The organism is Brachybacterium atlanticum (assembly GCF_025669985.1).
Lineage (GTDB): Bacteria > Actinomycetota > Actinomycetes > Actinomycetales > Dermabacteraceae > Brachybacterium > Brachybacterium conglomeratum.
This window is the reverse complement of the sequence record NZ_JAKJJW010000001.1, coordinates 15,538-37,050: the sequence shown is the minus strand read 5'-3', so window position 1 is coordinate 37,050 and position 21,513 is coordinate 15,538. Positions and strand designations below refer to the sequence as shown.

Sequence of the window (21,513 nt, the reverse complement as noted above, 5' to 3'; positions counted from 1 at the left end):
GGCTACTGGAAGTCCCTGGACCGACCCGCCGCGGCCAGGTCCAGGGGCTCCACCGCGTCGGCGACGAGGTTCACCGCCCCGGTGCGGTTCTCGACGATGCCGCGCAGCACGATCGCGCGCGCGGTGCGCAGCAGCGCCCGGTGCCGCACCCAGAACCCCTGCGAGCAGACGACGTTGAGGATCCCGGTCTCGTCCTCGAGGCTGAGGAAGGTGATGTTCCCGGCGGTCGCGGGGCGCTGACGGTGCGTGATCACCCCGGCGACCCGGATCCGGCTGGAGTCCTCCGCCTCCCGGGTACCGGCGATCGAGAGCACCCCGTCGGCCGTCATCCGCTCCCGCACCAGCGCCATCGGATGGTCCGCGAGGGTGATCCCGGTGGCCCAGGCGTCGGCGGTGGCGAGCTCCGCATCGCTCATCCCCGGCAGCATCGGCGCCTCCGCGCCGACGGCGAGGTGCGGGAGCGTGTCCGGGGACTCCTGCGCGGCGGCGCCCGCCGCCCACAGCGCCTGCCGGCGCGAGCTCGCCAGAGCGTCCAGCGCCCCGGCGGTGGCGAGCGCCTCGAGCTGGCGGGCGGTGAGGCGCACCCGCCGCGCGAGATCCGGGACGGAGGCGAAGGGGCCGCCGCGGTCCCGCTCGGCGACGATCTGCTCGGCGGTCTCGGTGGAGATGCCGCGCACCTGGTCCAGGCCCAGCCGGATCGCGGGCCCGGCTGCGGCCCGCTCCCCCTGCACCTGCTCCCCCGGGGTCTCGAGCCGGTACCCGACGTGCTCCTCGTCGGTCTCGAGGTCGGTGCGGGCGCGGGAGGCGAGCACGTCCGGGCCGTGGGTGAGCACGCCGTGGCGCCTCGCGTCGGCGACCAGGGACTGCGGGGAGTAGAAGCCCATCGGCTGGGAGCGCAGCAGCGCGGCGGTGAACGCGGCCGGGTAGTGGCACTTGAGATAGGAGCTCGCGTAGACGAGATACGCGAAGGAGTAGGCGTGCGACTCGGGGAAGCCGTAGTTGGCGAAGGCGAGGAGCTTGCGGTGGATCGCCTCGGCGTCCTCCCCGGTGATGCCGTGGCGGGCCATCCCCGTGAACAGCGCATCGGACAGCTCGAGCATCTTCTGGGTGGAGCGCTTGGAGCCCATGGCGCGGCGCAGCTGGTCGGCCTGGGCGGGGGTGAAGTCGGCGACGTCGACCACCATCTGCATCAGCTGCTCCTGGAACAGCGGGATCCCGAGCGTGCGGCCCAGGGACTTCTTCAGCTTCGGATGCAGGTAGGTGACCTCCTCCTCGCCGGCGCGGCGGCGGATGTAGGGGTGGACGGACCCGCCCTGGATGGGGCCGGGCCGGATCAGCGCCACCTCGACCACCAGGTCGTAGAACACCCGCGGCTTCAGCCGGGGCAGGGTGGAGATCTGGGCGCGGGACTCGACCTGGAAGACGCCCACGCTGTCCCCGGCGCAGAGCATGTCGTAGACGGCCGGGTCCTCCTGCGGCAGGGTGCGCAGCTCGAAGTGCTGACCGTGGTGCTCGGCGACGATCTTCAGCGCATGGTCGAGCGCCGTGAGCATCCCCAGGCCCAGCAGGTCGAACTTCACCAGGCCCGCGTCGGCGCAGTCGTCCTTGTCCCACTGCAGCACGGAGCGGTCCGCCATGGCCGCCCACTGCACCGGGCACACCTCGATCACGGGCCGGTCGGCGAGGACCATCCCGCCGGAGTGGATGCCGAGGTGGCGCGGTGCGTCCCGCAGCTGCTGGGCGAGGGCGACCACGTCGTCCGGCACGTCGGCGTCCTTCAGCGAGGAGAAGGAGCGCTCGATCCGCTTGGCGAAGGCGTCCTGCGCGCCGGGGTCGTAGCCGAGCGCCCTCGCCGCGTCGCGCACCGCGAGCTTCGCCCGGTAGGTGATGACGTTGGCGACCTGCGCGGCGTTCTCCCTCCCGTAGCGCTCGTAGACGTGCTGGATCACCTCCTCCCGGCGGTCCGAGGCGATGTCGATGTCGATGTCCGGCGGGCCGTCCCGTTCCGGGGCGAGGAACCGCTCGAACAGCAGCTCGTGGCCGACGGGTTCGACCGCCGTGATCCCCAGCGCGTAGCAGACCGCGCTGTTGGCGGCGGAGCCGCGGCCCTGGGCGAGGATCCCCTCCCCTGCGCAGAAGTCGACGAGCTCGTGGACGATCAGGAAGTAGCCGGGGAAGTGCAGGTCGGTGATGACCTTCAGCTCGTGGTCGATCTGCGCCCACGCCCCGGGGATCTTCTCGGGACGGCCCGGTGCGGGCCGCGGCCCGTAGCGCTCGCGCCCCTCGATCTCCACCAGCTCCACCAGCCAGCTCGCCTCGTCGTGCCCGGCGGGGACGGGGAAGGGAGGCAGGTCGGGGGCGAGCAGGCGCAGGTCCAGGGCGCAGTCGCGGCCGAGCTGCGCCGCCTGCGTGATCGCGGCGGGATAGCGGGGCAGCAGCTGCGCCATCTCCTCCCCGCTGTGCAGGTGCGCGGGGCGGGAGGCGAGATGGGGGTCGGCGCTCTCCAGCGACCCTCCGGCGCGCAGGGCGGCGTGGGTGTCGGCCAGGCGCTTGTCCGAGGGGCGGGCGTAGTGCGCGTTCGTGCTCGCCACCAGCGGCAGCGAGACCGCGTCCAGCCCGTGCGACTCGCGCACCAGGCGGGCGCCCTGGGCGAGCGCGTCGTGGAGCTCGTCGGCCTCTCCCCCGCCGCCGACGATCAGCTCGACGGCGACGTTCCCGAGACCGAACAGCTCCACCAGACGCGCGATCTGCTCCGCGGCGGCATGCGCGGCGCCTTCGAGGTCGCCCTCGGCCAGGCGCGCGCTCGCGGCCCGGGTCACGGCGCCCTTGCGGCAGCCGGTGAGGATCAGCCAGTGCCCCTCCCGGGCGATCCGCGACAGCTCGGCGAGGCGGTAGCGGGGTGCGGCCTTCTGCCCGCTGCCCAAGTGGGCGCGGGCGATCGCGGCGGAGAGGCGGCGGTACCCGGTCTCGTCCCGCACCAGCACCAGCAGGTGCTCCCCCTCGGGGTCGGGCGTTCCGGTGCGGGGTGCGGAGGTCACGGGGGTGCTGCTCGCGGTCTCGGCCCCGGGCTCGAGGCCGATGGTCAGCTCGGCGCCGAACACGGTCGCGATCCCCGCCTCGGCCGCGGCCTTCGCCGCCTGCACCACCCCGGGCAGCCCGTCGTGGTCCACCAGCGCGATCGCGCCGAGCCCGAGCCGGGCCGCCTGGATGGCCATGTCCTCGGGGCTCGAGGCGCCGTCGAGGAAGCTGAAGTGGGAGTGGGCGTGCAGCTCCGCGTACTCGACGTGACGGGCAGGGCGGTACGGATCCTCCGCCTGCTTCCCGGTGTGCTCGACGACGATCGGCGGGGAGACCAGCTCGGCGGGACGGTCCGAGAGGACCGCCTCGAGGTCCTTCCACGCGGGCGGGCCCAGGAACCAGCGGGCCATGGTCAGATGCCCCGCGCTGCCGCGCCGTCGTGCAGCGCCCGAGCCGCCCTGCTCGCCACGTCGGCATCCGCGTCCCCGACGCTGGAGGCCTCGTAGCGCAGCTGGTTGCGTGCACGGCGCATCTGATCGAATCGTCGTGCCCCTGACTGCCCTGGGGGCGTGGTCAGCACTGCCCTCAGGAAGCGTCCCAGCGCCTCGTGCTGTCCCGGTCCGTTGGTCGTCCGGTACCCGTAGGCGGCCAGCAGCGCTTCTCCGACGTCATGTGCGGCGTCGTAGGCGAGGTTGTATCGACTCTCCGCCCAGGTGAGGTTGTCGAGGTCCGCGAGACGACGACGAGCCTTCTCCAGGAACAGCTCTGCACGCCGCAGGTCGGCGGGCACCTGTTCCAGTCGGCGCGCGGCGACGAGAGCGCGCACTGACTGCTCCTGGTTCGGGTCGAGCGGGGTCATGGCCATGGCAGCTCTCCGAGGACGGGGACGGTAGGACTGTTCCGCACCCGGGTATGGAATCCCGAGTCGCGATCGAACTCGCTGCGGGTGGTGATGGTGGGATTGACCGGGCGGTGCACGATCTCCTCGACCCGTCCGCAGGCGTCGTACACCGCATCGGGGTCCGGGGTCCCGATGATCATGAGATCGATGTCGTTCGGAGCAGGACCGTCCACCCGTCGCATCCGTGCGGCGAAGGAGCCGTGGAGGAATGCGCTCTCGATCCCGTGGATCCGGGAGAGCTCGTCCTTCAGCAGCGGAACGGGCCCGGTGGTGATGAGGAGGATCTCCCGCAGGGGGGCGACGAGGGGGCTGTCCGGGTCGGCGCGGAGCAGACGTGTGCGTCCTGCCTGGCGCTCGGTCAGGATCCCCGCCTGGAGAAGTCGGGTGGCTTCCCGATGGACGGAGGGGTACGCCAGTCCGGTCTGCTCGGCGAGCTGGGTGAGACTCCGCTCCTCGTCCTCGAGCATGAGAGCGGACAGCAGACGAGCCTGGCCGTCCGAGCGGAAGATAGGAGCGAGCAGCGGCGCTTCAGTTCTCATATAACGGAGGATATCCTCCATTATTTTGACACTCAAGAGGTCCCGGACTTCAGGCCCGGCCCCCTCTGCCCGCGTTTCTGCCGCTCGTCCCTCGCAGCACGTCGCCTCAGCGGTGCTTTCCGACTGCGCTCCTGCCGCTCGTCCCTCGCAGCACGTCGCCTCAGTCATAGAGCCCCTCCAGCGTCCACTCCCCCGCCCGGGACAGGGCGAGCACGGCGACCTCCTCGGCGCTCGCTCCGCGCACCACGAGCTGCAGGCGCGCGGCGCGCCTGCCGTCCCGCGCCCACCAGCGCTCGTCGAGCACGACGGGAGCGGCATGGGCGAGCACCTGGCAGCCCGAGCCGGCGCGCAGCCCGGCCCGCTGCAGCGCCGGCGCGCCCGGGGCGAGGACGAGCAGGCGGGCCGGCGCGCCGCTCAGCAGACCACGGGCGGTGACCACGACGGGACGGCCCGCGACGTCCTCGAGCCGCACCGCGGGCGGGTCACGGAACACGGTCGCGGGCACCGGGCGGGGCAGGGCGCCGGGCCAGGGACCCTCGCGCCGTGCGGGCTTCTCGCTGCGCCAGGGCACCAGGGCGACCTCCTCGGCCAGCAGCCTTCCACCGACGAGGGCCGGGACCTGCACCGCCTCCTCCCCCGCCAGGCCCTGCGCGCGGGCGAGCGCACGGGAAGCCCGCTGCGCCGCCTCCCCGGCGCTGCCCCACAGCGCGGGCGCGTTCTCCCCCGCCGGGGCCAGCTGCAGAGGATGCAGCCCGATCCGGGTGATCGCCCCGGTCGCAGGACCGCCGAGCCGCGCCCGGGTGATCCATCCGTCGCACTGCCAGCGGATGCGGTCCACGACGTCGGCGACGGTCAGCGCCCCGTCGTGACGCCAGGTGCGCTCCATCTCCTCGCCGCCCTCGGTGCGGGCCACGATCCGCAGCCTGGTGCACACCAGCCCTCGTTCGACCAGCATCGCGTGCAGCTGCTCGGCCAGCGGACGCGCGATGAAGGCTGCCTGGTCGGTGCGCACCAGCGGGGTCTCCAGCGTCGTCTCGGCCAGCAGCGGCTGGGTGGGATGGTGCGCGGCGGGCGGAGCGGGCTCCTGCCCGCGCGCGAGCAGGTGCAGCGTCGCGACGTCCGGGCCGAAGCGGTCGGCGACCGCGGCCGAGGGCAGGGCGGCGAGATCGCCGAGGGTCGTGATCCCGAGTCGCTGCAGCAGATCGACCGTCTCGGCGAGGTCGAGGCGTCGTTCGGGGCGGGCGGCCGAGGGCTGGCCGCGATGGCCCCAGCCGGGGCCGACGGGGGCGCTGCGCAGGGCCTGGATCGGGTGCGGGGCGAGGTAGTCGGCGCTGCGGCCCTCGTGCACGATCCGGCCCGGCCCGGAGGCGAGCAGTGCGGCGAAGGGGCCGTCGGCGATCCCGACGGCGCAGTCCCAGCCGGTGAGGTCGGCGACCGCGTCCAGGATCCGCTCGGCGAGGCGCCCCTCCCCGCCCTGGTGGCGGGCCGGCCCTCGGGCGGACATCAGCAGCACCCCGGGGCGCAGCACGTCCACCCCGGCCGCGATCGTGTCCACCGCGGCGGCGACCAGCTCGAACAGCGCGGTCTCCTGCTCGCGGTCGGCCTCCAGCACGAGCGCCTCGGGACAGGCGGCCCGGGCGGCGCGGCGCGTCATCCCCGGGCGCACCCCGGCCTCGAGGGCGGCGGCGCCGGCATGGGTGACGCGGTGCTGGTCGAGCAGGATCACCGGGACGGCGGCGAGATCGAGCGGGGCCGGCGCGGGGGCGTCCTCCTCCCCTGCGGCGGCCTCGAGGCGTCGCTGGTGGCGGTCCAGCGCGGCCAGCAGCGGCCAGTCCGGGACGGTCACGGCGACGGTGCGGGTCGCCCGGGCGGTGGCGGCGTCGACAGCAGCGGGGCCGGCCGCGGCGGGGGCGTGGAGGTCGGCGGGGGCGTGCACGCTCATCACCCGGCCCTCCGCACGCTCGGCAGGAGCTGCATCGCCGGACGCCGCTCCGAGACCGCCGCCGGACGGGCCGCAGCCCCCGCCGGCGCACCGGCGGGAATCGCTGCGAGCATTCCGTCCACCTGCGGCAGCAGCACCTCGGCCGACCGGTGGCCGGCGATGCCGCGGCCCTCGGCGGTGATCTCGAGACGGCGCCGACGCAGTCGTCCCGAGCCCTGGCCGAGGCCGGACCATCCCCGAGCGGTGGAGCGCAGCGTGAGGTCGGCGCGGCCGGGCGGGGCGGCGGCGAGGACGAGGGTGTCGGCGGTGCGGGCCCGGCCCAGCAGGCTGCGCCAGAGCGCCGGGGCGAGGTCCAGGTCGGGGCCGAGCACGAGCACGCCCACCCCGTCGGCGAGGGCGGAGAGCACCTGGGGACGCTGCTCGCCGTCCGCCGGAGCGAGGGCGAGGCGGCAGGGATCCAGGCCCGCGTCCATCGCGGAGCGCAGCCCCAGATCGGGCATCCCGGCGATCGCGCACCAGGAGTCCTCCCCCGCCGCGGCGACCGCGAGGGACAGCAGCAGCGAGGTGCTCGCGGCGCCCTCGAGCGCCACGGAGCTGCCGGCGCGCAGACTCCCGCGCGGGAACAGCGTCCGGAGCGGCCCCGGGACCGGCAGACGGGTGCCGAGCCCGTCGTCCGCGGACTCGGAGACGGGGCGCGCCGAGGGCTGCAGGGCGGTGCGGTCGATCCGTCCGCCCCAGCGGGCGGCGGAGCGCTCGGCCGCCCCGAGCGCGGCCCGGGCCCGGGACAGCCGCTCCTCACGGTCCTCGATCTGCAGGGCGGTGCCCATCGCGCTCCTCCTTCCGGCCCTCGCCGTTCCTCCGCACGTGTTCGAACAGGAGTTCGAACTGTACGCCCCGGCGGGGTGGCGCTCAAGGCGCCCAGGTCGTGACATCGAACGTGCATACGAAGCCTCGGGGAGGGGTGTGACAGACGAGGGCGGGCGGGGCGGGTGGGGGTGCCCGGCAAGAAAAGCGCGTACGTGATGTACGTGATGTACGTCGAAAAACGAACACATGCACCTGTCCCTTGGGGTGGCGGGGAGCCGCGGGGCAGGGCGAGCGCGAAGCCGCGGGGCAGAACGGGCGGACTGAGCGCTCCGACGAGCGGATCGTCCACGCGGGGGTGGCGAGGCGCAGGCGGGGCGGGGCGGGAGGCGCTCCGTGCGTCGTCGGACCTCCCCTCCTCCCCCGCCGCTCCTCTGCGATCATGAGACGGACCGCACATCGAAGGAGAGGACTGGGATGCGAGCGCTGGTGCTGCACGAGAAGAACCGGATGTCGATCGAGGAGGTCGAGGCGCCGGGTGCTCCCGGCCCAGGCCAGGTGAGGATCGCGATGCACACCGTCGGCATCTGCGCCTCGGACGTGCACTACTGGACCGACGGGAAGATCGGCCCGTTCGTCGTCGAGGCGCCGATGATTCTCGGCCACGAGGGCGCCGGCACCGTCCTCGAGGTCGGCGAGGGCGTCACGGATCTCGCCGTCGGCGACCGCGTGGTCATGGAGCCGGGCGTCCCGGACCCCACCTCCCGCGCAGTCAAGGAGGGCAACTACAACGTCGACCCCGGCGTCGAGTTCTGGGCGACCCCTCCCATCCACGGCTGTCTCGCCGACGAGGTGCTCCACCCCGCCGCCTACACGTACAGGCTCCCGAAGTCGATGAGCTTCGCCGAGGGCGCGCTGATCGAGCCCTTCGCGGTCGGCATGTTCGCCGCGACCAAGGCGGAGATCTCCCCCGGAGACGTCGCCGCCGTGGTCGGCGCCGGCACGATCGGGATCATGACCGCGCTCGCCGCGCTCGCCGGCGGTGCCAGCACCGTCTTCATCTCCGACGTCCTGCCGGAGAAGCTCGCGCTGCTCGACGGGATCGACGGCATCGTCACGGTCGACGCCACCCAGCAGGACCTCGGCGAGACGGTGCGCGACGCGACCGGCGGCTGGGGCCCGCAGGTCGTCTTCGAGGCCACCGGCGCCGCTCCCGCGTACAAAGCCCTGTGGGCACTGCCCGCACCGGGCGGCCGCATCGTCCTTGTAGGCATGCCGGTGGATCCGGTGCCCTTCGACATCGCCACCGCCCAGAGCCGCGGCGTCTCGCTCGAGACGGTGTTCCGCTACGCGAACGTGCACCAGAAGGCGATCGACCTCGCTGCGAGCGAGGCCGTGGACCTCTCCCCCTTCGTCTCGGAGACCTTCGCCTTCGACGACTCGGTCCAGGCGTTCGAGCGCTTCCTCGAGGGCCGACCGACGGACGTGAAGATCCAGATCGCGCTGTGAGGAGACCGCCGCTGGTCCTCCTGGACCTGGACGGCACCCTGGTGGACCGGCGGCGGGCCTTCGAGGACTGGGCGTGCTCGTTCATCGAAGGGATCGGTGCCGATCCCGACGACCTCGACTGGCTCGGGGAGGCCGACCGGGGCGGCTACCGGCCGCGTGCCGAGCTCGCGGCGCAGATCGTCCGGCGGCTGCGACCGGGCGCGTCGGCCGAGGAGATCCAGGAGCACCTGCAGCTCGGTGTCGTGGAGGGCATCGCCTGCTATCCGGGGATCCCGGAGGCGCTTCAGGAGCTGCGCGGGATCGGCGCGGAGCTGGTGCTGGTGACGAACGGCACGGTCGTGCAGCAGACGGCGAAGCTCGAGCGCACGGGTCTCGGTCCCCTGCTGGACCGGGTGGTGATCTCGGAGGCGGCCGGTGTGAAGAAGCCGGATCCGGAGATCTTCGCGCTCGCCGTCGACGGGATGGAGCGGAGCGCAGAGACCTGGATGATCGGCGATCATGCGACGCCGGACATCGAGGGAGGCCGGGCTGCGGGATTCTCTACCGGCTGGGTCTCCCACGGGAGGTCGTGGGCCCATCCGTGGGAGCCGACGCTGACCGCGCCGACCACCGCGGAGCTGCTGGGCATCCTCCTCGCGAGGCACCGGTGAGCGTTCATCGGCGGCGACCGGACGGGAGCCGCTGATCGACCCTCGCTTCGGCGAGGTGGAGAGACCCGGAAGCCCTTCGACGACAAGGCCCGGGAGCGGCGCGGAGCGTGGATCCGCGGCGAGCCGGACGCCCGGCACGTGAGCTGGGAGAGCATGGCCGAGGCCGCCCGGCGGTTCGCAGCGGGAGTCGCCGACCAGGAGCCCGAGGACGACCTGCTCATCGCCACCCACGGCATGGTGATGGTCGCGTGGCTCGTGAGCATCGGGCAGGTCGATGCCGGGCCCACGGCCGAGGAGTACTGGGCCTCCCCCGCCTTCCCGGACCTCATCACCGTCACAGCGTCCCCAGCGCCTCCCCCGGGTCCGCGTCGAGGGCGAGGCCCTCGAGCACGGTGAGCAGCTGCCGCTCCTCGTAGCAGAAGTGGCTCTCCATGATCGCGGCGATGCCCTCGAGGTGTCTCGCGAGCACCTCCGGGGAGGAGCGTGAACTCACCGCCGCCTCGAGACCCCCGAGCAGGTGGCCGATCATGGAATGGTCCTGCTGGAGGGCGCGCAGCACGGGCGCGAGGTCGCGGCGGGCGGCCTCGATCGCCGGGAACAGGGTGCGGCCATCCCCCGTGTGGTGCGCGTCCAGCGCGCTGCAGAACCCGTGGCAGAACAGCAGCAGCTCCCGGGCGGGGTCCTCGGCGCTCCCGCCGCGGTCCGCGGACTCGCGGGTGACCCTTAGTGCCTCACGCAGGCGCACATGCACGCGCCTCATCTCTGGCGACCCGACGGGGAGGAGCCGGCCGCCGCCTGGGACGGGCGGCTGCCGAACACGATCAGTCTGCTCGCGCGTCGCAGCTGAGGGGTGCCCCGGCAGTTCCTCCCGGCGAGGACGGCGGCGGCATAGCGTGCCGGGAGCTCGACCTCCGAACGATGAAGGATCTCCATGCCCTCCGATGCCCCGCGGCGCCCCCTCGCCCCCCGCCTGCTCGTGCCGTCGGCGGCGCTGCTGTGGGGACTGCACTCCTCGCTGCTGAGCCCCGCGCTCGCCCTGATCCTCGCCACGCTCTACGACGCTTCCACCGCGGACATCGGCTGGTCGCTGGCGATCTACAACGCCGGCGGCTTCATCGCCTCGATCGTGCTGCCCGCCTGGACGGACCGGCGCCGCACCTACCTGCCGATGCTGATGGCCGCCGCGGTGCTGACGATCGCGCTGGCCGCAGCGCTCGCCGCGGTGAGCACGCTGCCGCTCGCGACGGTGGCGCTGGTGGTCCTCGGCGGCCCGGCGGGGCTCGGCACCACGATGCTGTTCGCCCATCTGCGGGACGTCGGCGCGGCCACCTCCACGATCGTCGACACCCGCGCGATCATCTCCGCGGCCTGGATAGGCGGGCCGCCGCTCGCGACCGCGATCATCGGCTGGGCAGGGGCACGCGGGATCCTGCTGGCACTGGTGGTGATCGCGGTGGTGAACATCGTGATGACCGCAGTGATGATGCGGCACCACCGCTCCGCGGCCGCGGAGGCGCCGGAACCGACCCGCTCCCCGCACGCGCTGCCGCCCGGCAGCCGGACGGCGACCGTCGTGATCATCGGTGCGTTCGTGCTGTTCCAGGCCACGAATGCGACGGCGATGACGTTCATGGCGCTGTACGTCACCGAGACGGTGGGCCTCGGCGTCATGTGGGCGGGGATCGTGCTCGGCGTCGCCGCCGCGCTCGAGGTGCCGGCGCTGATGATCATCGGCCGCCTCGGCGACCGCATCTCGCACCTCACCCTGGTCGCGGTCGGCGCCGTGCTCTCGGCCGTCTACTACACCGGGCTGATGCTGGTCACCGAGCCGGTGCTGCTGCTCGTGCTGCAGATCCCGAACGCGCTCGGCTTCGCCGCGATCTCCGGGATCGGGCTGACCCTCTTCCAGGACCTGATACCGGGGGCGGGGATGTCCACGGGGCTGTTCATGAACGCGAGGCGCGTCGGCGCGATCCTGTCCGGGCCGATCATCGCCGCCGGGGCGCTGCCGCAGCTGGGACAGCGCGGCATCTTCGCGATCTGCGCGGTGCTGACCGTGATCGGGCTCGTCATGATCCCGCTGGCGAAGCGACTCGCAGCGCCGCCCGCGGAAGCCGCGCGAGACTGAGCGACGTGAGCCGGGACAGCTGATCCAGGAGCACGATCGCCACGCGTCCGGTCGCTGTTCGGCGGGCCGTGGTCGGTCCTCGGCACTGCCGTCAGCCGGCTGCGGTGGCGCGCCCGTCGACGGCCGTGCGGGCCCCGTCGGCCGACTGCTGCGCGAGGCTGCCCAGCAGCCGCAGCCGCTCCTCGCTCGGCGAGCCGGGCGCGGCGGTGTACCCGAACATCAACCAGTCGGGATGGGCGGGGAAGTCCATGGCCTCGTAGCCGAGCTCGAGGTCCCCCACCTCGGGGTGGCGGATGCGCTTGAGGCCGGTGCGGTGATGGCGCACGTCGTGCGCGGCCCAGCGCACCCGGAAGTCGTCGCTGCGGGTGGCGAGCTCGCCGATGAGGTCGCTGAGCCGCTTGTCGCGCGGGGACTGGCCCGCATACGTGCGCAGCGTCGCTACGATGCCGGTGGCGTTGTCCTCCCAGTCGGGGAAGAAGGTGCGCGAGGCGGGGCTGAAGAAGACGAACCTCGCGGTGTTCCCGCGCGCGGCGGGGTCCTCGAGCACCGGCGCGTACAGCGCACGGCCGACGGGATTCGTCGCCACCACGTCCATGCGACGGTCCCGCACCCACACCGGCACGGAGACCGCGTCGACGAAGCGCTGCAGCGAGTCGGGGAAGGGCTGCTCGGTCGGACGTGGGCGCCGACGGGCCGGCGGCCCCGCGGCTTCGGCGAGGTCGTGGAGATGGTCGGTCTCCGCCTCGTCCAGCAGCAGCGTGCGGGCGAGCGCGTCCAGCACCTCCGTGGAGACGCCGCGCAGGTCCCCGCGCTCGATCCGGGCGTAGTACTCGACGCTGATCCCCGTGGCCGCGGCGACCTCCTCGCGGCGCAGCCCGGGCACGCGTCGACGCGTGCCGCCGAGGATCCCCGCCTGGGAGGGCGTGATCCGGTCCCGGCGCGTGCGCAGGAAGTCGCTCACCTCTGCTCGATGGTCCATGGTCACACCGTATTCCTCCCCGTTCACGCCTCCGGGATCTCGCCGCCGAAGGTCTCCAGCGTGATCGCGTCGGGGTCGGGGCCGCCGCGCTCCCCGGTCTCCAGCGCGTCGATCCGGGCGAGCTCCTCGTCGGAGAGCGCGACGCGGAACACGTCGAGGTTCTCTGCGATCCGCTCGGGGCGCACGGACTTCGGGATCACGGAGCGGCCCTGCTGGAGGCCCCAGCGCAGCATGACCTGCGCCGGCGTGAGGCCGTGCGCGGCGGCGATCTCGCCGATCACCGGGTCGGTCAGGGTGGAGCGCTCCACGTCGCCGCGGTAGTGGGTGATCCCGCCGATCGGAGACCATGCCTGGGTCAGGATGCCGTGGCGGGCGTTCGCCTCCTGGACGTCGCGCTGCGCGAAGTAGGGGTGGGACTCGACCTGGTTCACGGCGGGGACCACGTCGGTCGCCTCGAGCAGGCGCTCGAGCACGTCCGGCATGACGTTGCTGATGCCGATGGCGCGCACGCGCCCGTCGGCCAGCAGCGTCTCCAGCGCCTTGTAGGTGCCGATCGTCCTCTCGAAGTCGCTGCTCAGCGGCTGATGCAGCAGGAGCAGGTCGATCTGGTCGACACCGAGCTTCGCGGCGCACTTCTCGAAGCCGTGCAGCGCCTGGTCGTAGCCGTAGTCGGTGATCCACAGCTTCGTCTCGAGGAACACCTCGGAGCGGTCCACCCCCGAGGCGCGCAGCCCCTCCCCCACCTCCCGCTCGTTGCCGTAGGCCGCGGCGGTGTCGATGTGGCGGTAGCCGATGCGCAGTGCCTCGGCGACTGCGGCGGAGGTCTCCTCCGGCGGGGTCTGGAAGACGCCGAGGCCGAGGGCCGGCATCGTCACGCCGTTGTTCAGGGTGAAGGAGGGATTCGGTGCGGTGAGGTCGATCGTCATGCGTATCTCCTATGTCAAGCGGCGTGCGGGAGGCACGTCGTTGGGGTGGGGTTCAGGGGGATGGGGGTGGTGGTGAGGGCTTCGGCGTGGGCTCGGGTGAGGGTGCGCCATATGCGTCGGGCGATCTGGTTCTTCATGCAGCGCAGGGCTTCCATCACTGTCTTCCCATCAGCTCGGAGCCGTTCGTAGTACTCCTTGCCCGGCCCCTCGAGGCGTGTCTGGGTGATCGCGATGCGGTGGATCGCGCAGTTCAGTTGGCGGTTCCCGCCCCTGTTCAGCCGGACTCGGCCTTCGGTCTTGCCTGACCAGACCGGGATCGGTGCGCAGCCGGCGAACATTGCGAACTTCGACTCCGTGGCGAACCGTTCGATCCCGGCGGTCTCGGCGATGATCTTCGCGGCAGACAGCTCCGCGCAGCCCGGGATCTCCAGCAGCTCCGGCTCCAGATCCCGGACCATGCCCCGCAGCCGTGCATCGAGCTCGCTGATCGAGGAGCAAAGTCGTTCAAGGTCGGCCAGGACCATGCCCGCGATCTCGGCGACGATCCCCTCGCTCGCCTCGATCAGCTCCCGCACCCGTTCCTGGGCGGGCCGATGGGTCAGCGCACGCGGTGCCGGGTCGAGCTCGGGGTCGAGCTCGTGCAAGTGCCAGCGCAGGCGATTGATCACCCGTGTCCGCTCCGCGACCAGGTCCTCACGACGAGCCAGGACCAGCTTGACCTCCCTGGCCCGCTCATCGGTGAACGCGGCCGGCAGATCGTCTTCCCTCGCCAACGCCCGCGCGACAGCCAGAGCATCGATCGGATCGGACTTCCCACGAGTGCGCGCGGCGGCGCGCTGGCGGGCCATCAGCTTCGCCGGCACCCGGACCACCGGCTCGCCATGAGCGAGGAGGTCGCGTTCCAGGAGGCCCGTGAGGTGGCGGCAGTCCTCCAGTCCCCACCTGCGGTCCTGCTCGATGAAGGACTTGCGGGCCCAGCGATAGGCCTTCTCGTGACCGGCATGGGTCGCACGGACAGTGATCTGCCCGATCTGCTTGCCCGCCGCGTCGACCGCAACGAAGGTGTGTGAGTTCTTGTGGACGTCAGCGCCGATCAGGACCACCATGGTCACTGCCTCCCTTGAATCCGAGTGGGGGACGAACGGTCGGGCCGGTCGGCGGACATACCTCAGTGGGGCAGCTGCACGCTCCTATCAAGTCACGCCGGCCGGTCCTTCCACCCGGCGACGGCAATACGCATGCAGGCCAGCTCAAAGACGAGCGGCAGCCACGCTAAGAGCCAGTCACCGAGTGGAAGGGATCCAACCACCGCGCCATCCGCGGCACCAGCAAGCCTCACACTGACGTCCACGCTAGGAGCAGGGGCGACGGGACGGGAGGAACTGGCAGTTCCCCCCTTCGGAGATCGTGCTGCTCTCAGTGACTCGGGGTGGAGGTCACGACACGTCGGCACTGCGGGGATCCGGATCGGCCGAGGGATGGAGTGCTACGCTGGGTTCACTACATCCCCCACGCCTCTCGACGATGCGCACTTGGGGGATTTTCTTTGCCAGCAGGTCAAGTCCCTGGAAGTGGTGTAGCGATCCTTCGCTGAGGGGTCAGGCGGTCAGGGTGGGCAGGGAGCTTGTGGTGACCTCCTCGGTGCTGGTGTCGGGGACGAGGCTGAGGCGGCAGCGGGCCAGGACGTCCAGTCCGAGGTAGCGGCGTCCTTCGGCCCACTCGTCGGTCTGCTCGGCCAGGACCGCGCCGACGAGGCGGACGATCGCCTCGCGGGTGGGGAAGATGCCGACGGAATCGGTGCGGCGACGGATCTCCTTGTTCAGCCGTTCGGTGGGATTGTTCGACCAGATCTGCACCCACACATCCTTCGGGAACGCCGTGAACGCGAGAAGGTCTGCGCGGGCGGCATCGAGGTGCTCGGCCACGGCCGGGAGCTTCTCGCTCACGTAGTCCAGGAGCCGGTCGAACTGGGCGTTGACCGCTGCTGCGTCGGGCTGGTCATAGACGCTGTGCAGCATCGCCTTCACCGCCGGCCACATGCTCTTCGGCGTCACGGCCATGAGGTTCGCCGCGTAGTGGGTGCGGCACCGCTGCCAGGCCGCCCCGGGAAGATGCGCGGCGATCGCCTCCACCAGTCCCGCATGCGCATCGGAGGTCACCAGGCGCACCCCGGCGAGGCCGCGGGCGACGAGGTCCGCGAAGAAGCCGTTCCACGCAGCTCCGGTCTCGCTGGTCGCGACCCGCATGCCGAGCACTTCGCGGTGCCCGTCGCCGTTGACGCCGGTCGCGAGCAGGACGACGGCGTTGATCACGCGCCCACCCTCACGGACCTTCATCGTCAGCGCATCGGCGGAGACGAACGTGAACGGCCCGGCCTCGTCCAGGGGACGGTGGCGGAACTGCTCGACGTGCTCGTCCAACGACTCCGCCATCCTGCTGACCTGCGACTTCGAAAGGCTGTTGATGCCCAGGGTCTTCACGAGCTTGTCCATGCGACGCGTGGAGACACCGGCGAGATAGCAGTCCGCGACGACCGTGATCAGAGCTGACTCGGCGCGCTTGCGCCGCTCGAGCAGCCACTCGGGGAAGTAGGTGCCAGTGCGGAGCTTGGGAACCGCGACGTCGATCGTGCCGACGCGGGTGTCGAGGTCGCGATGGCGGTAGCCGTTGCGCTGCGCAGAACGACCAGCGCTGGGCCGGCCGTACTCCGCGCCGGCAACAGCGTCCGCGTCCGCGGAGAGCAGGGTGTTGATCACGTCCTGAAGCAGGCTGCGCATCAGATCCGGGGACGCTTCGGCCAGGGCTTCACCGAGCAGGCCGGAAGGGTCGACAATGTGAGGAGCGGTCATCGTGATGACTCCGTTCGAGAGTGCTGTGAGAGGTTCACTCGAAGGATCACACGGTGGCCGCGTCCTTGTCCGGGACGATCACAGGGCCACCGCGCTACACCACTATCGGGGACTTAACTTGCCAGCAGCAAGGACTCGACATGGATCGCTACGCCCCGAATCGTCATTCGCCGCGTTCACGGGGCGCGCTCGTCTACGACAAGCCGCCACTCACCCTCGACGAGCTCATCGAACGGCTGTCCGAACGTGGACTGGTCATCCCTGAACCGGAGCGGACGGCACGGTATCTGCGGCACATCGGGTACTACCGCTTTTCGCCGTACAACATTCCGTTCCAGCACGGCCATTCCGACCATCTGTTCCGCGGGGGAACCGAGTTCGACGATGTGCTGGATCTTTATGTCTTCGATCGTGCACTGCGGCTCCTGGTCCTCGATGCGCTAGAGCGGGTCGAGGTAGCCGTCCGGGCTGCGCTCACCGATCACATGGCGACCTCGAGTGAGAACTCCCATTGGTATATGGACGCTTCTCATTTCCGCGATCAACGCAGGCACGACAGGCTCCTCAGAATCGTCAAGGACAGCTGCGACGAGCGGCTTCGGGGGACGCCCGACGCCGGTGAGGATTCTCTGGTGCACCGGTCGGCTCTCGAGCATTACCTCACGATGTACAGCGCTCCCGAGTTGCCTCCGTCCTGGCTTATGGTCGAGACCCTCAGCATCGGACAGCTTGCGAGCGCGTACCGCAATCTGAAGCGTCGTGCTGATCGGACTGCGATCGCCAAGAGCATCGGACTCACCGCCCCGGTCCTGGAGTCATGGCTCCAGACCTACGTCCGGGTCAGGAACATCTGCGCGCATCACGGACGGTTGTGGAACGTCGGGCTCGGCGTCTATCCCGCTATTCCCACCTCGCCGTCGATCCCGTGGTTGACAGGAGCGAATGCTCTCCCCGAGCGTTCGAGAAAGCGCCTCTACCCCGTTCTCGTGTCGCTCCAAGCAGTGCTCGAGACCGTCTCTCCCCGTAGCAGCTGGGCGCGCCGCCTGCACGAGCTGATCAGCGCTCGGCCGCGGATGAACCTCATTGGAATGGGGATCCCCGAAGACTGGGCGGACGACGGATTCTGGGCCAAGCATCTGGCCCCGTGAGCACTCTCAGGGTGCCCGGGAACTGACGAGTCTCACCCCTGCGCGAGCATCGCCCGTCGCTGCCAGAACACGACGGCGCTGGCCGCGGCGACGTTGAGGGAGTCCACTCCCCCGGCCATCGGGATCACCACGTGCTCGTCGACCGCGCGGAGCGTCGCGGGCTTCAGGCCGTGGCCCTCGGCGCCGAGGACGAGGGCGACCTTCCGCTTCGGTCCGAGGTCCACCTCGTCCAGCGGCGCCGCCCAGTCGGTGAGCGCCAGGGCGAGCACGTCGAAGCTGGCCTCGTGCAGTCCCTCGATGCCCGCGGCGGGCCAGGCGCTCAGCCGGGTCCAGGGCACCTGGAAGACGGTGCCCATGGAGACGCGGATCGAGCGGCGGTACAGCGGGTCCGCGCACTGCGGGGTCACGAGCACCGCATCCACGCCGAGCGCCGCCGCGGAGCGGAACATCGCCCCGACGTTGGTGTGGTCGACGATGTCCTCGAGCACGGCGACGGTCCGCGCCCCCTCCAGCAGCTCGGCCACGCCGGGCAGCTCGGGGCGCTGCATGGCCGCGAGCGCGCCGCGGTGCAGATGGAAGCCGGTGAGCCGCTCGAGCAGCGCCTCCTCCCCCACGAACACGGGCACCTCGGGGAAGCGCTCGTACAGCGGCGCGAACTTCGAAAGCCACTTCTCGCTCATCAGGAAGGACCGCGGGGCCATGCCCGCGTCCATCGCCCGGGAGATGACCTCGAAGCTCTCGGCCATGAACAGGCCCCGCTCCACCTCGACGCGGGAGCGGAGCTTCACGTCCGTCATGCGCAGGTAGTCGTCGAGCGCCGGGTCCCCGAGCTCGGTGATCCGGCGCAGCTGCGCCTCGCTCATGCGCTCAGTCCAGGGAGAGGGAGCGGGCGGTGAAGCGCTCGCCGCGCTGCTCCACCACGAGCGGCAGCCCGAACGTCCTCGTCAGGTTCTGGGAGGTGAGGGTCTCGGCGATGGGGCCGGCGGCGACCAGGCCGCCGTCGCGCAGCAGCGCGACATGGGTGTAGCCCGGCGGGATCTCCTCGACGTGGTGGGTGACCAGCAGCGTCACCGGGGTCGCGGGGTCCTTCGCGAGCCGTCCCAGGGTGCGCACGAGCGCCTCGCGGCCGCCGAGGTCCAGGCCCGCCGCGGGCTCGTCCAGCAGCAGCAGCTCCGGGTCGGTCATCAGGGCGCGGGCGGCGAGCACGCGCTTGCGCTCGCCGGTGGAGAGGGTGCCGAAGTGACGGCCTGCGAGGTTGCCGACGCCGAAGGCGGCCAGCAGGGTGCGGGCGCGCTCGAGGTCGACCTCGTCGTAGCTCTCCCGCCACCGGCCCACGACGCCGTACCCGGCGGTGACCACGACGTTCTCGGCGGTCTCGTCGGCCGGGATCGTGTCGGCGAGCTCCTGGCTCGCCAGGCCCAGCAGGGGGCGCAGCTCGAAGATGTCCACGCGCCCCAGCTGCTCGCCGAGGATCTCGACGGTGCCGGAGGTGGGGTGCAGCCGTGCCGAGAGCAGGCGCACCAGGGTGGACTTCCCGGCGCCGTTGGGGCCGAGCACCGCCCACCGCTCCCCCTCCCCGATCCGGAGGGACACCTCGTCGAGGATGGTCTTCCCGCTGCGGGTGACGGTGACATCGGTCAGGGAGGCTGCTGCGACGGACATGGCCCCGAGCCTATCGGCTGGGCGCCCTGGTCCGTGGTCGGCCCACCGGGCGCGTCGGCCCCTGCCTAGACTGGCCCGGTCCGACCCCGACCTGCTGGAGGTCCCTGTGGCGCACCGTCCCGTCTCCCTGCTCGCACCGCGCGGCTCGGTCGCCGCCGACGACCTCCGCGAGGGCATCGACGCGCTCCTGGCGGACCACAACGGCGACGTGCCGCTCGAGTTCCCCGCCGACGTGCTCGCCGCCGCCGAGGAGGCCGCGGGGCGCGACGCCGCGGCAGGCGGTGCGGACCGACGCGATCTCACGGACGTGCCCTTCGTGACCCTGGATCCGGCAAGCTCCACGGACCTCGACCAGGCGATGCATCTGGAGCGCACCGCGGAGGGGTACCGGGTGCTGTACGCGATCGCGGACGTGCCCTTCTTCGTCGACCTCCACGGCGTGATCGACCACGAGGCCCGGCGGCGCGGGGAGACCCTCTACCTCCCGGACCGTCGCATCCCCCTGCATCCCGCGGTGCTCTCCGAGGGCGTCGCCTCCCTGCTGCCGGAGCAGACCGCGCCCGCCTTCGTGTGGGAGCTGACTCTCGACGAGCGCGGCGAGGTCATCGGGATCGGGCTCGAGCGGGCGCTGGTCCGCTCGGTCGCGAAGCTCGCCTACGACCGGGTGCAGCAGGAGCTCGACGCCGGGCGGGGCCATCCGATGATGGTGCTGCTGCAGGAGATCGGCGACCTCCGCACCGCGCTCGAGGCCGAGCGCGGCGGGGCGAGCCTGAACGTGCCCGAGCAGGAGGTGGTGGCCGAGGAGGACCACGTGCGCCTGACCTGGCGGAGCATGAACCCGATCGAGGACGCGAACGCGCAGCTCTCGCTGATGACCGGCATGGCCGCGGCGAGCCTGATGCTCGAGCACGGCGCGGGCATCCTGCGCACCATGCCGCCCGCGGAGCAGCGCGCCGTGGACCGGTTCCGCCGCCAGAGCGAGGTACTCGGCGTGCCCTGGCGCGAGGGCGTGGAGTACGGGGAGTTCCTGCGCTCCCTGGACTGGCGCGAGCCGACCCATCTCGCGCTGCTGAACCTCGCCACCTCCCTGTTCCGGGGCGCCTCCTATGCGGCGTTCACCCGGCCCGAGGAGGTGCCCGAGGACCCGGTGCAGGCCGCGATCGCCGCGCCCTACGCCCACACCACCGCGCCGCTGCGCCGCCTGGTGGACCGCTTCGTGCTGCTGGTCTGCCTGGACCATGCACAGGGCCGCAGCCCCTCGCAGGAGCTGCTCGCCGCCCTCGGCGAGATCCCCGAGGCGATGCAGTCCACCGGCGCGCGGGCCGGGAACCTCGAGCGGGCCGCCCGCGAGCTGGTGGAGACCGCCGCCCTCGTCGCCTGGCAGGGCGAGACCTTCGACGCGACGGTGATCGAGCGGCGCGAGGCGAGCGAGGGCAACGGCTCCGGCGCTCCGCTGCGCGTCGAGGTGCAGCTGACCGATCCGCCGGTGACCGCCTGGGTGCCGATGGACGCGGAGGTCGGGACCGTGGTGCGGGTGCGGCTGGAGACGGTGGACGTCCCCGCGCGGCGGGCGGTCTTCGTCGCGGCCGAGGGGTCGAGCGCGGCCGACGACGGGGCGCCCGGCGGCGCGGACGGAGCCGGCTCATGAGCGAGGCGGCTGCCGGGCGTGATCTCGTCGCCCTCCCCCGGGCGGCGGTGCTGATGCTGTGGACCGCCGCCTACTTGCGCGGCGACCTCGGCCCCGACGACGCCGCCCGGATGACCCACGGCGTGGGCCGCTCCGGACCCTCCGGCGAGGGCACGGACCTGTTCGAGTGGATGACGGCGCTGCGCCGCCTGCCGCTCGCCCAGCTGCGTCTGGTGCTGCCCGCCCCCGGCCGGCTCGCGGGACTCGTCGGCCCGCCTCCGGTGGTGCCGCTCGCCCTCGAGGCGGAGCAGGCGATCATCGTCACCGGCGCCGGGATCGCCGATCACACCCTCGTCCCGGTGCTGACCCCGGTCGAGGTCGAGGGACGCGAGGTCACGGCGGTGACCTGGGTGAAGGTCGAGGCGCCGCTCGGCGCGCAGGTGCCGCCCGCGGCGACCTCGGGCAGCGCCCGCGAGGAGCTGCTGCGCGCGCTGCGCCGCACGGCCGAGGGGAGCGTCGACCTGGACCTGGTGCCCGAGGAGCCGGTCGAGGCCGCCCGCATCCCGGCCACCTGGATCTCCACCGCCCTGCCGCGCCACGTCGACGGGGCGGCCGCGCACCTGCTGGTCCTGGCCTCCCGCACCCTGCTGCTGACCCGCTCCGAGATCGAGGAGGGGCACGGCCACACGATCGACCTCTCGGAGGCGCTCGCACGGCGGGGCCTGCTCGACGAGCTGCACGAGGCGGCGCGCGCGGCGCTGGTCGAGGCGATCGAGCGGATCGTGCTGGACGAGCTGGGCTGAGCTCGCCCGTCCCGGCGCGTGCCGGGAC

At 72.2% G+C, this 21,513-nt stretch carries 18 protein-coding genes; 6 read left to right on the top strand and 12 right to left on the bottom strand.

Annotated features, from left to right (window positions below; all coding sequences use genetic code 11):
* Window positions 1-2: 2 nt before the first annotated feature.
* From L3K22_RS00165 to imuA', 5 genes are all read right to left on the bottom strand, one after another.
* Complete coding sequence (locus L3K22_RS00165) at window positions 3-3,428, bottom strand: error-prone DNA polymerase (protein ID WP_263309625.1); 3,426 nt, start codon at window positions 3,426-3,428, stop codon at window positions 3-5.
* Between the two features lie 2 nt (window positions 3,429-3,430).
* Window positions 3,431-3,883: a hypothetical protein gene (locus tag L3K22_RS00160; RefSeq protein ID WP_263309624.1), complete on the bottom strand. Its 453-nt coding sequence runs from the start codon at window positions 3,881-3,883 to the stop codon at window positions 3,431-3,433.
* Entirely contained in the window at window positions 3,874-4,458 is a 585-nt protein-coding gene (locus tag L3K22_RS00155; RefSeq protein WP_126985595.1) for a winged helix-turn-helix domain-containing protein, read from the bottom strand. The genes L3K22_RS00160 and L3K22_RS00155 overlap by 10 nt, the downstream gene beginning before the upstream one ends.
* A gap of 160 nt (window positions 4,459-4,618) precedes the next feature.
* Window positions 4,619-6,400: a Y-family DNA polymerase gene (locus L3K22_RS00150; RefSeq protein WP_263309623.1), complete on the bottom strand. Its 1,782-nt coding sequence runs from the start codon at window positions 6,398-6,400 to the stop codon at window positions 4,619-4,621.
* Entirely contained in the window at window positions 6,400-7,227 is an 828-nt protein-coding gene (gene imuA' / locus L3K22_RS00145) for a DnaE2-dependent mutagenesis accessory factor ImuA' (RefSeq protein ID WP_263309622.1), read from the bottom strand. Before imuA' ends, L3K22_RS00150 begins: the two co-directional genes overlap by 1 nt.
* A gap of 454 nt (window positions 7,228-7,681) precedes the next feature.
* On the opposite strand from imuA', the gene L3K22_RS00140 reads away from it, so the two are divergent.
* Together L3K22_RS00140 and L3K22_RS00135 are read left to right on the top strand one after the other, a co-directional pair.
* Window positions 7,682-8,713, top strand: coding sequence for an NAD(P)-dependent alcohol dehydrogenase (locus L3K22_RS00140; RefSeq protein ID WP_263309621.1), 1,032 nt, complete (start codon window positions 7,682-7,684; stop codon window positions 8,711-8,713).
* On the top strand, window positions 8,710-9,363 hold the full coding sequence (locus tag L3K22_RS00135; RefSeq protein ID WP_263309620.1) for an HAD family hydrolase: 654 nt from the start codon (window positions 8,710-8,712) through the stop codon (window positions 9,361-9,363). Before L3K22_RS00140 ends, L3K22_RS00135 begins: the two co-directional genes overlap by 4 nt.
* Window positions 9,364-9,697: 334 nt before the next feature.
* Here L3K22_RS00135 and L3K22_RS00130 read toward each other — a convergent pair whose 3' ends face one another.
* Entirely contained in the window at window positions 9,698-10,123 is a 426-nt protein-coding gene (locus L3K22_RS00130) for a hemerythrin domain-containing protein (RefSeq protein WP_263309619.1), read from the bottom strand.
* Between the two features lie 171 nt (window positions 10,124-10,294).
* On the opposite strand from L3K22_RS00130, the gene L3K22_RS00125 reads away from it, so the two are divergent.
* On the top strand, window positions 10,295-11,491 hold the full coding sequence (locus tag L3K22_RS00125) for an MFS transporter (RefSeq protein WP_263309618.1): 1,197 nt from the start codon (window positions 10,295-10,297) through the stop codon (window positions 11,489-11,491).
* A gap of 91 nt (window positions 11,492-11,582) precedes the next feature.
* Here the strand turns inward: L3K22_RS00125 and L3K22_RS00120 are convergent, their stop codons facing one another.
* From L3K22_RS00120 to L3K22_RS00105, 4 genes are all read right to left on the bottom strand, one after another.
* Window positions 11,583-12,470 (bottom strand): helix-turn-helix domain-containing protein, encoded by an 888-nt coding sequence (locus L3K22_RS00120; protein ID WP_263309617.1) that lies wholly within the window; start codon window positions 12,468-12,470, stop codon window positions 11,583-11,585.
* 23 nt (window positions 12,471-12,493) lie between these two features.
* Window positions 12,494-13,396, bottom strand: a complete 903-nt coding sequence (locus L3K22_RS00115; protein ID WP_263309616.1) for an aldo/keto reductase — start codon at window positions 13,394-13,396, stop codon at window positions 12,494-12,496.
* Between the two features lie 14 nt (window positions 13,397-13,410).
* Window positions 13,411-14,502 carry an IS110 family RNA-guided transposase gene (locus L3K22_RS00110; protein ID WP_263309615.1) on the bottom strand — a complete coding sequence of 364 codons (1,092 nt, stop codon included), beginning with the start codon at window positions 14,500-14,502 and terminating at the stop codon, window positions 13,411-13,413.
* A 492-nt stretch (window positions 14,503-14,994) separates the two neighbouring features.
* Window positions 14,995-16,245, bottom strand: coding sequence for an IS256 family transposase (locus L3K22_RS00105; RefSeq protein ID WP_263309614.1), 1,251 nt, complete (start codon window positions 16,243-16,245; stop codon window positions 14,995-14,997).
* A gap of 140 nt (window positions 16,246-16,385) precedes the next feature.
* On the opposite strand from L3K22_RS00105, the gene L3K22_RS00100 reads away from it, so the two are divergent.
* Window positions 16,386-17,393 (top strand): Abi family protein, encoded by a 1,008-nt coding sequence (locus L3K22_RS00100; protein ID WP_263309613.1) that lies wholly within the window; start codon window positions 16,386-16,388, stop codon window positions 17,391-17,393.
* Between the two features lie 32 nt (window positions 17,394-17,425).
* On the opposite strand, the gene L3K22_RS00095 is transcribed toward L3K22_RS00100, so the two are convergent.
* Window positions 17,426-18,256, bottom strand: coding sequence for a TrmH family RNA methyltransferase (locus L3K22_RS00095; RefSeq protein WP_263309612.1), 831 nt, complete (start codon window positions 18,254-18,256; stop codon window positions 17,426-17,428).
* Between the two features lie 4 nt (window positions 18,257-18,260).
* Window positions 18,261-19,055: an ABC transporter ATP-binding protein gene (locus L3K22_RS00090; protein ID WP_263309611.1), complete on the bottom strand. Its 795-nt coding sequence runs from the start codon at window positions 19,053-19,055 to the stop codon at window positions 18,261-18,263.
* A 106-nt stretch (window positions 19,056-19,161) separates the two neighbouring features.
* Here L3K22_RS00090 and L3K22_RS00085 point away from each other — a divergent pair, with 106 nt between their 5' ends.
* The gene (locus L3K22_RS00085) at window positions 19,162-20,703 is read left to right on the top strand and encodes an RNB domain-containing ribonuclease (protein ID WP_263309610.1); all 1,542 of its coding nucleotides are present in this window, start codon (window positions 19,162-19,164) and stop codon (window positions 20,701-20,703) included.
* A complete protein-coding gene (locus tag L3K22_RS00080) occupies window positions 20,700-21,485 on the top strand; it encodes an Rv1486c family protein (protein ID WP_263309609.1) in 786 nt (261 codons plus the stop codon). The genes L3K22_RS00085 and L3K22_RS00080 overlap by 4 nt, the downstream gene beginning before the upstream one ends.
* Window positions 21,486-21,513 lie beyond the last annotated feature (28 nt).

Excerpts from the sequence above, each read along its gene's own strand:
- L3K22_RS00165 (WP_263309625.1), bottom strand. The coding sequence starts at position 3,428 with ATGGCCCGCTGGTTCCTGGGCCCGCCCGCGTGGAAGGACCTCGAGGCG.
- L3K22_RS00160 (WP_263309624.1), bottom strand. The coding sequence starts at position 3,883 with ATGGCCATGACCCCGCTCGACCCGAACCAGGAGCAGTCAGTGCGCGCT.
- L3K22_RS00155 (WP_126985595.1), bottom strand. The coding sequence starts at position 4,458 with ATGAGAACTGAAGCGCCGCTGCTCGCTCCTATCTTCCGCTCGGACGGC.
- L3K22_RS00150 (WP_263309623.1), bottom strand. The coding sequence starts at position 6,400 with ATGAGCGTGCACGCCCCCGCCGACCTCCACGCCCCCGCCGCGGCCGGC.
- imuA' (WP_263309622.1), bottom strand. The coding sequence starts at position 7,227 with ATGGGCACCGCCCTGCAGATCGAGGACCGTGAGGAGCGGCTGTCCCGG.
- L3K22_RS00140 (WP_263309621.1), top strand. The coding sequence starts at position 7,682 with ATGCGAGCGCTGGTGCTGCACGAGAAGAACCGGATGTCGATCGAGGAG.
- L3K22_RS00130 (WP_263309619.1), bottom strand. The coding sequence starts at position 10,123 with ATGAGGCGCGTGCATGTGCGCCTGCGTGAGGCACTAAGGGTCACCCGC.
- L3K22_RS00125 (WP_263309618.1), top strand. The coding sequence starts at position 10,295 with ATGCCCTCCGATGCCCCGCGGCGCCCCCTCGCCCCCCGCCTGCTCGTG.
- L3K22_RS00120 (WP_263309617.1), bottom strand. The coding sequence starts at position 12,470 with ATGGACCATCGAGCAGAGGTGAGCGACTTCCTGCGCACGCGCCGGGAC.
- L3K22_RS00115 (WP_263309616.1), bottom strand. The coding sequence starts at position 13,396 with ATGACGATCGACCTCACCGCACCGAATCCCTCCTTCACCCTGAACAAC.
- L3K22_RS00110 (WP_263309615.1), bottom strand. The coding sequence starts at position 14,502 with ATGGTGGTCCTGATCGGCGCTGACGTCCACAAGAACTCACACACCTTC.
- L3K22_RS00105 (WP_263309614.1), bottom strand. The coding sequence starts at position 16,245 with ATGACCGCTCCTCACATTGTCGACCCTTCCGGCCTGCTCGGTGAAGCC.
- L3K22_RS00100 (WP_263309613.1), top strand. The coding sequence starts at position 16,386 with ATGGATCGCTACGCCCCGAATCGTCATTCGCCGCGTTCACGGGGCGCG.
- L3K22_RS00095 (WP_263309612.1), bottom strand. The coding sequence starts at position 18,256 with ATGAGCGAGGCGCAGCTGCGCCGGATCACCGAGCTCGGGGACCCGGCG.
- L3K22_RS00090 (WP_263309611.1), bottom strand. The coding sequence starts at position 19,055 with ATGTCCGTCGCAGCAGCCTCCCTGACCGATGTCACCGTCACCCGCAGC.
- L3K22_RS00080 (WP_263309609.1), top strand. The coding sequence starts at position 20,700 with ATGAGCGAGGCGGCTGCCGGGCGTGATCTCGTCGCCCTCCCCCGGGCG.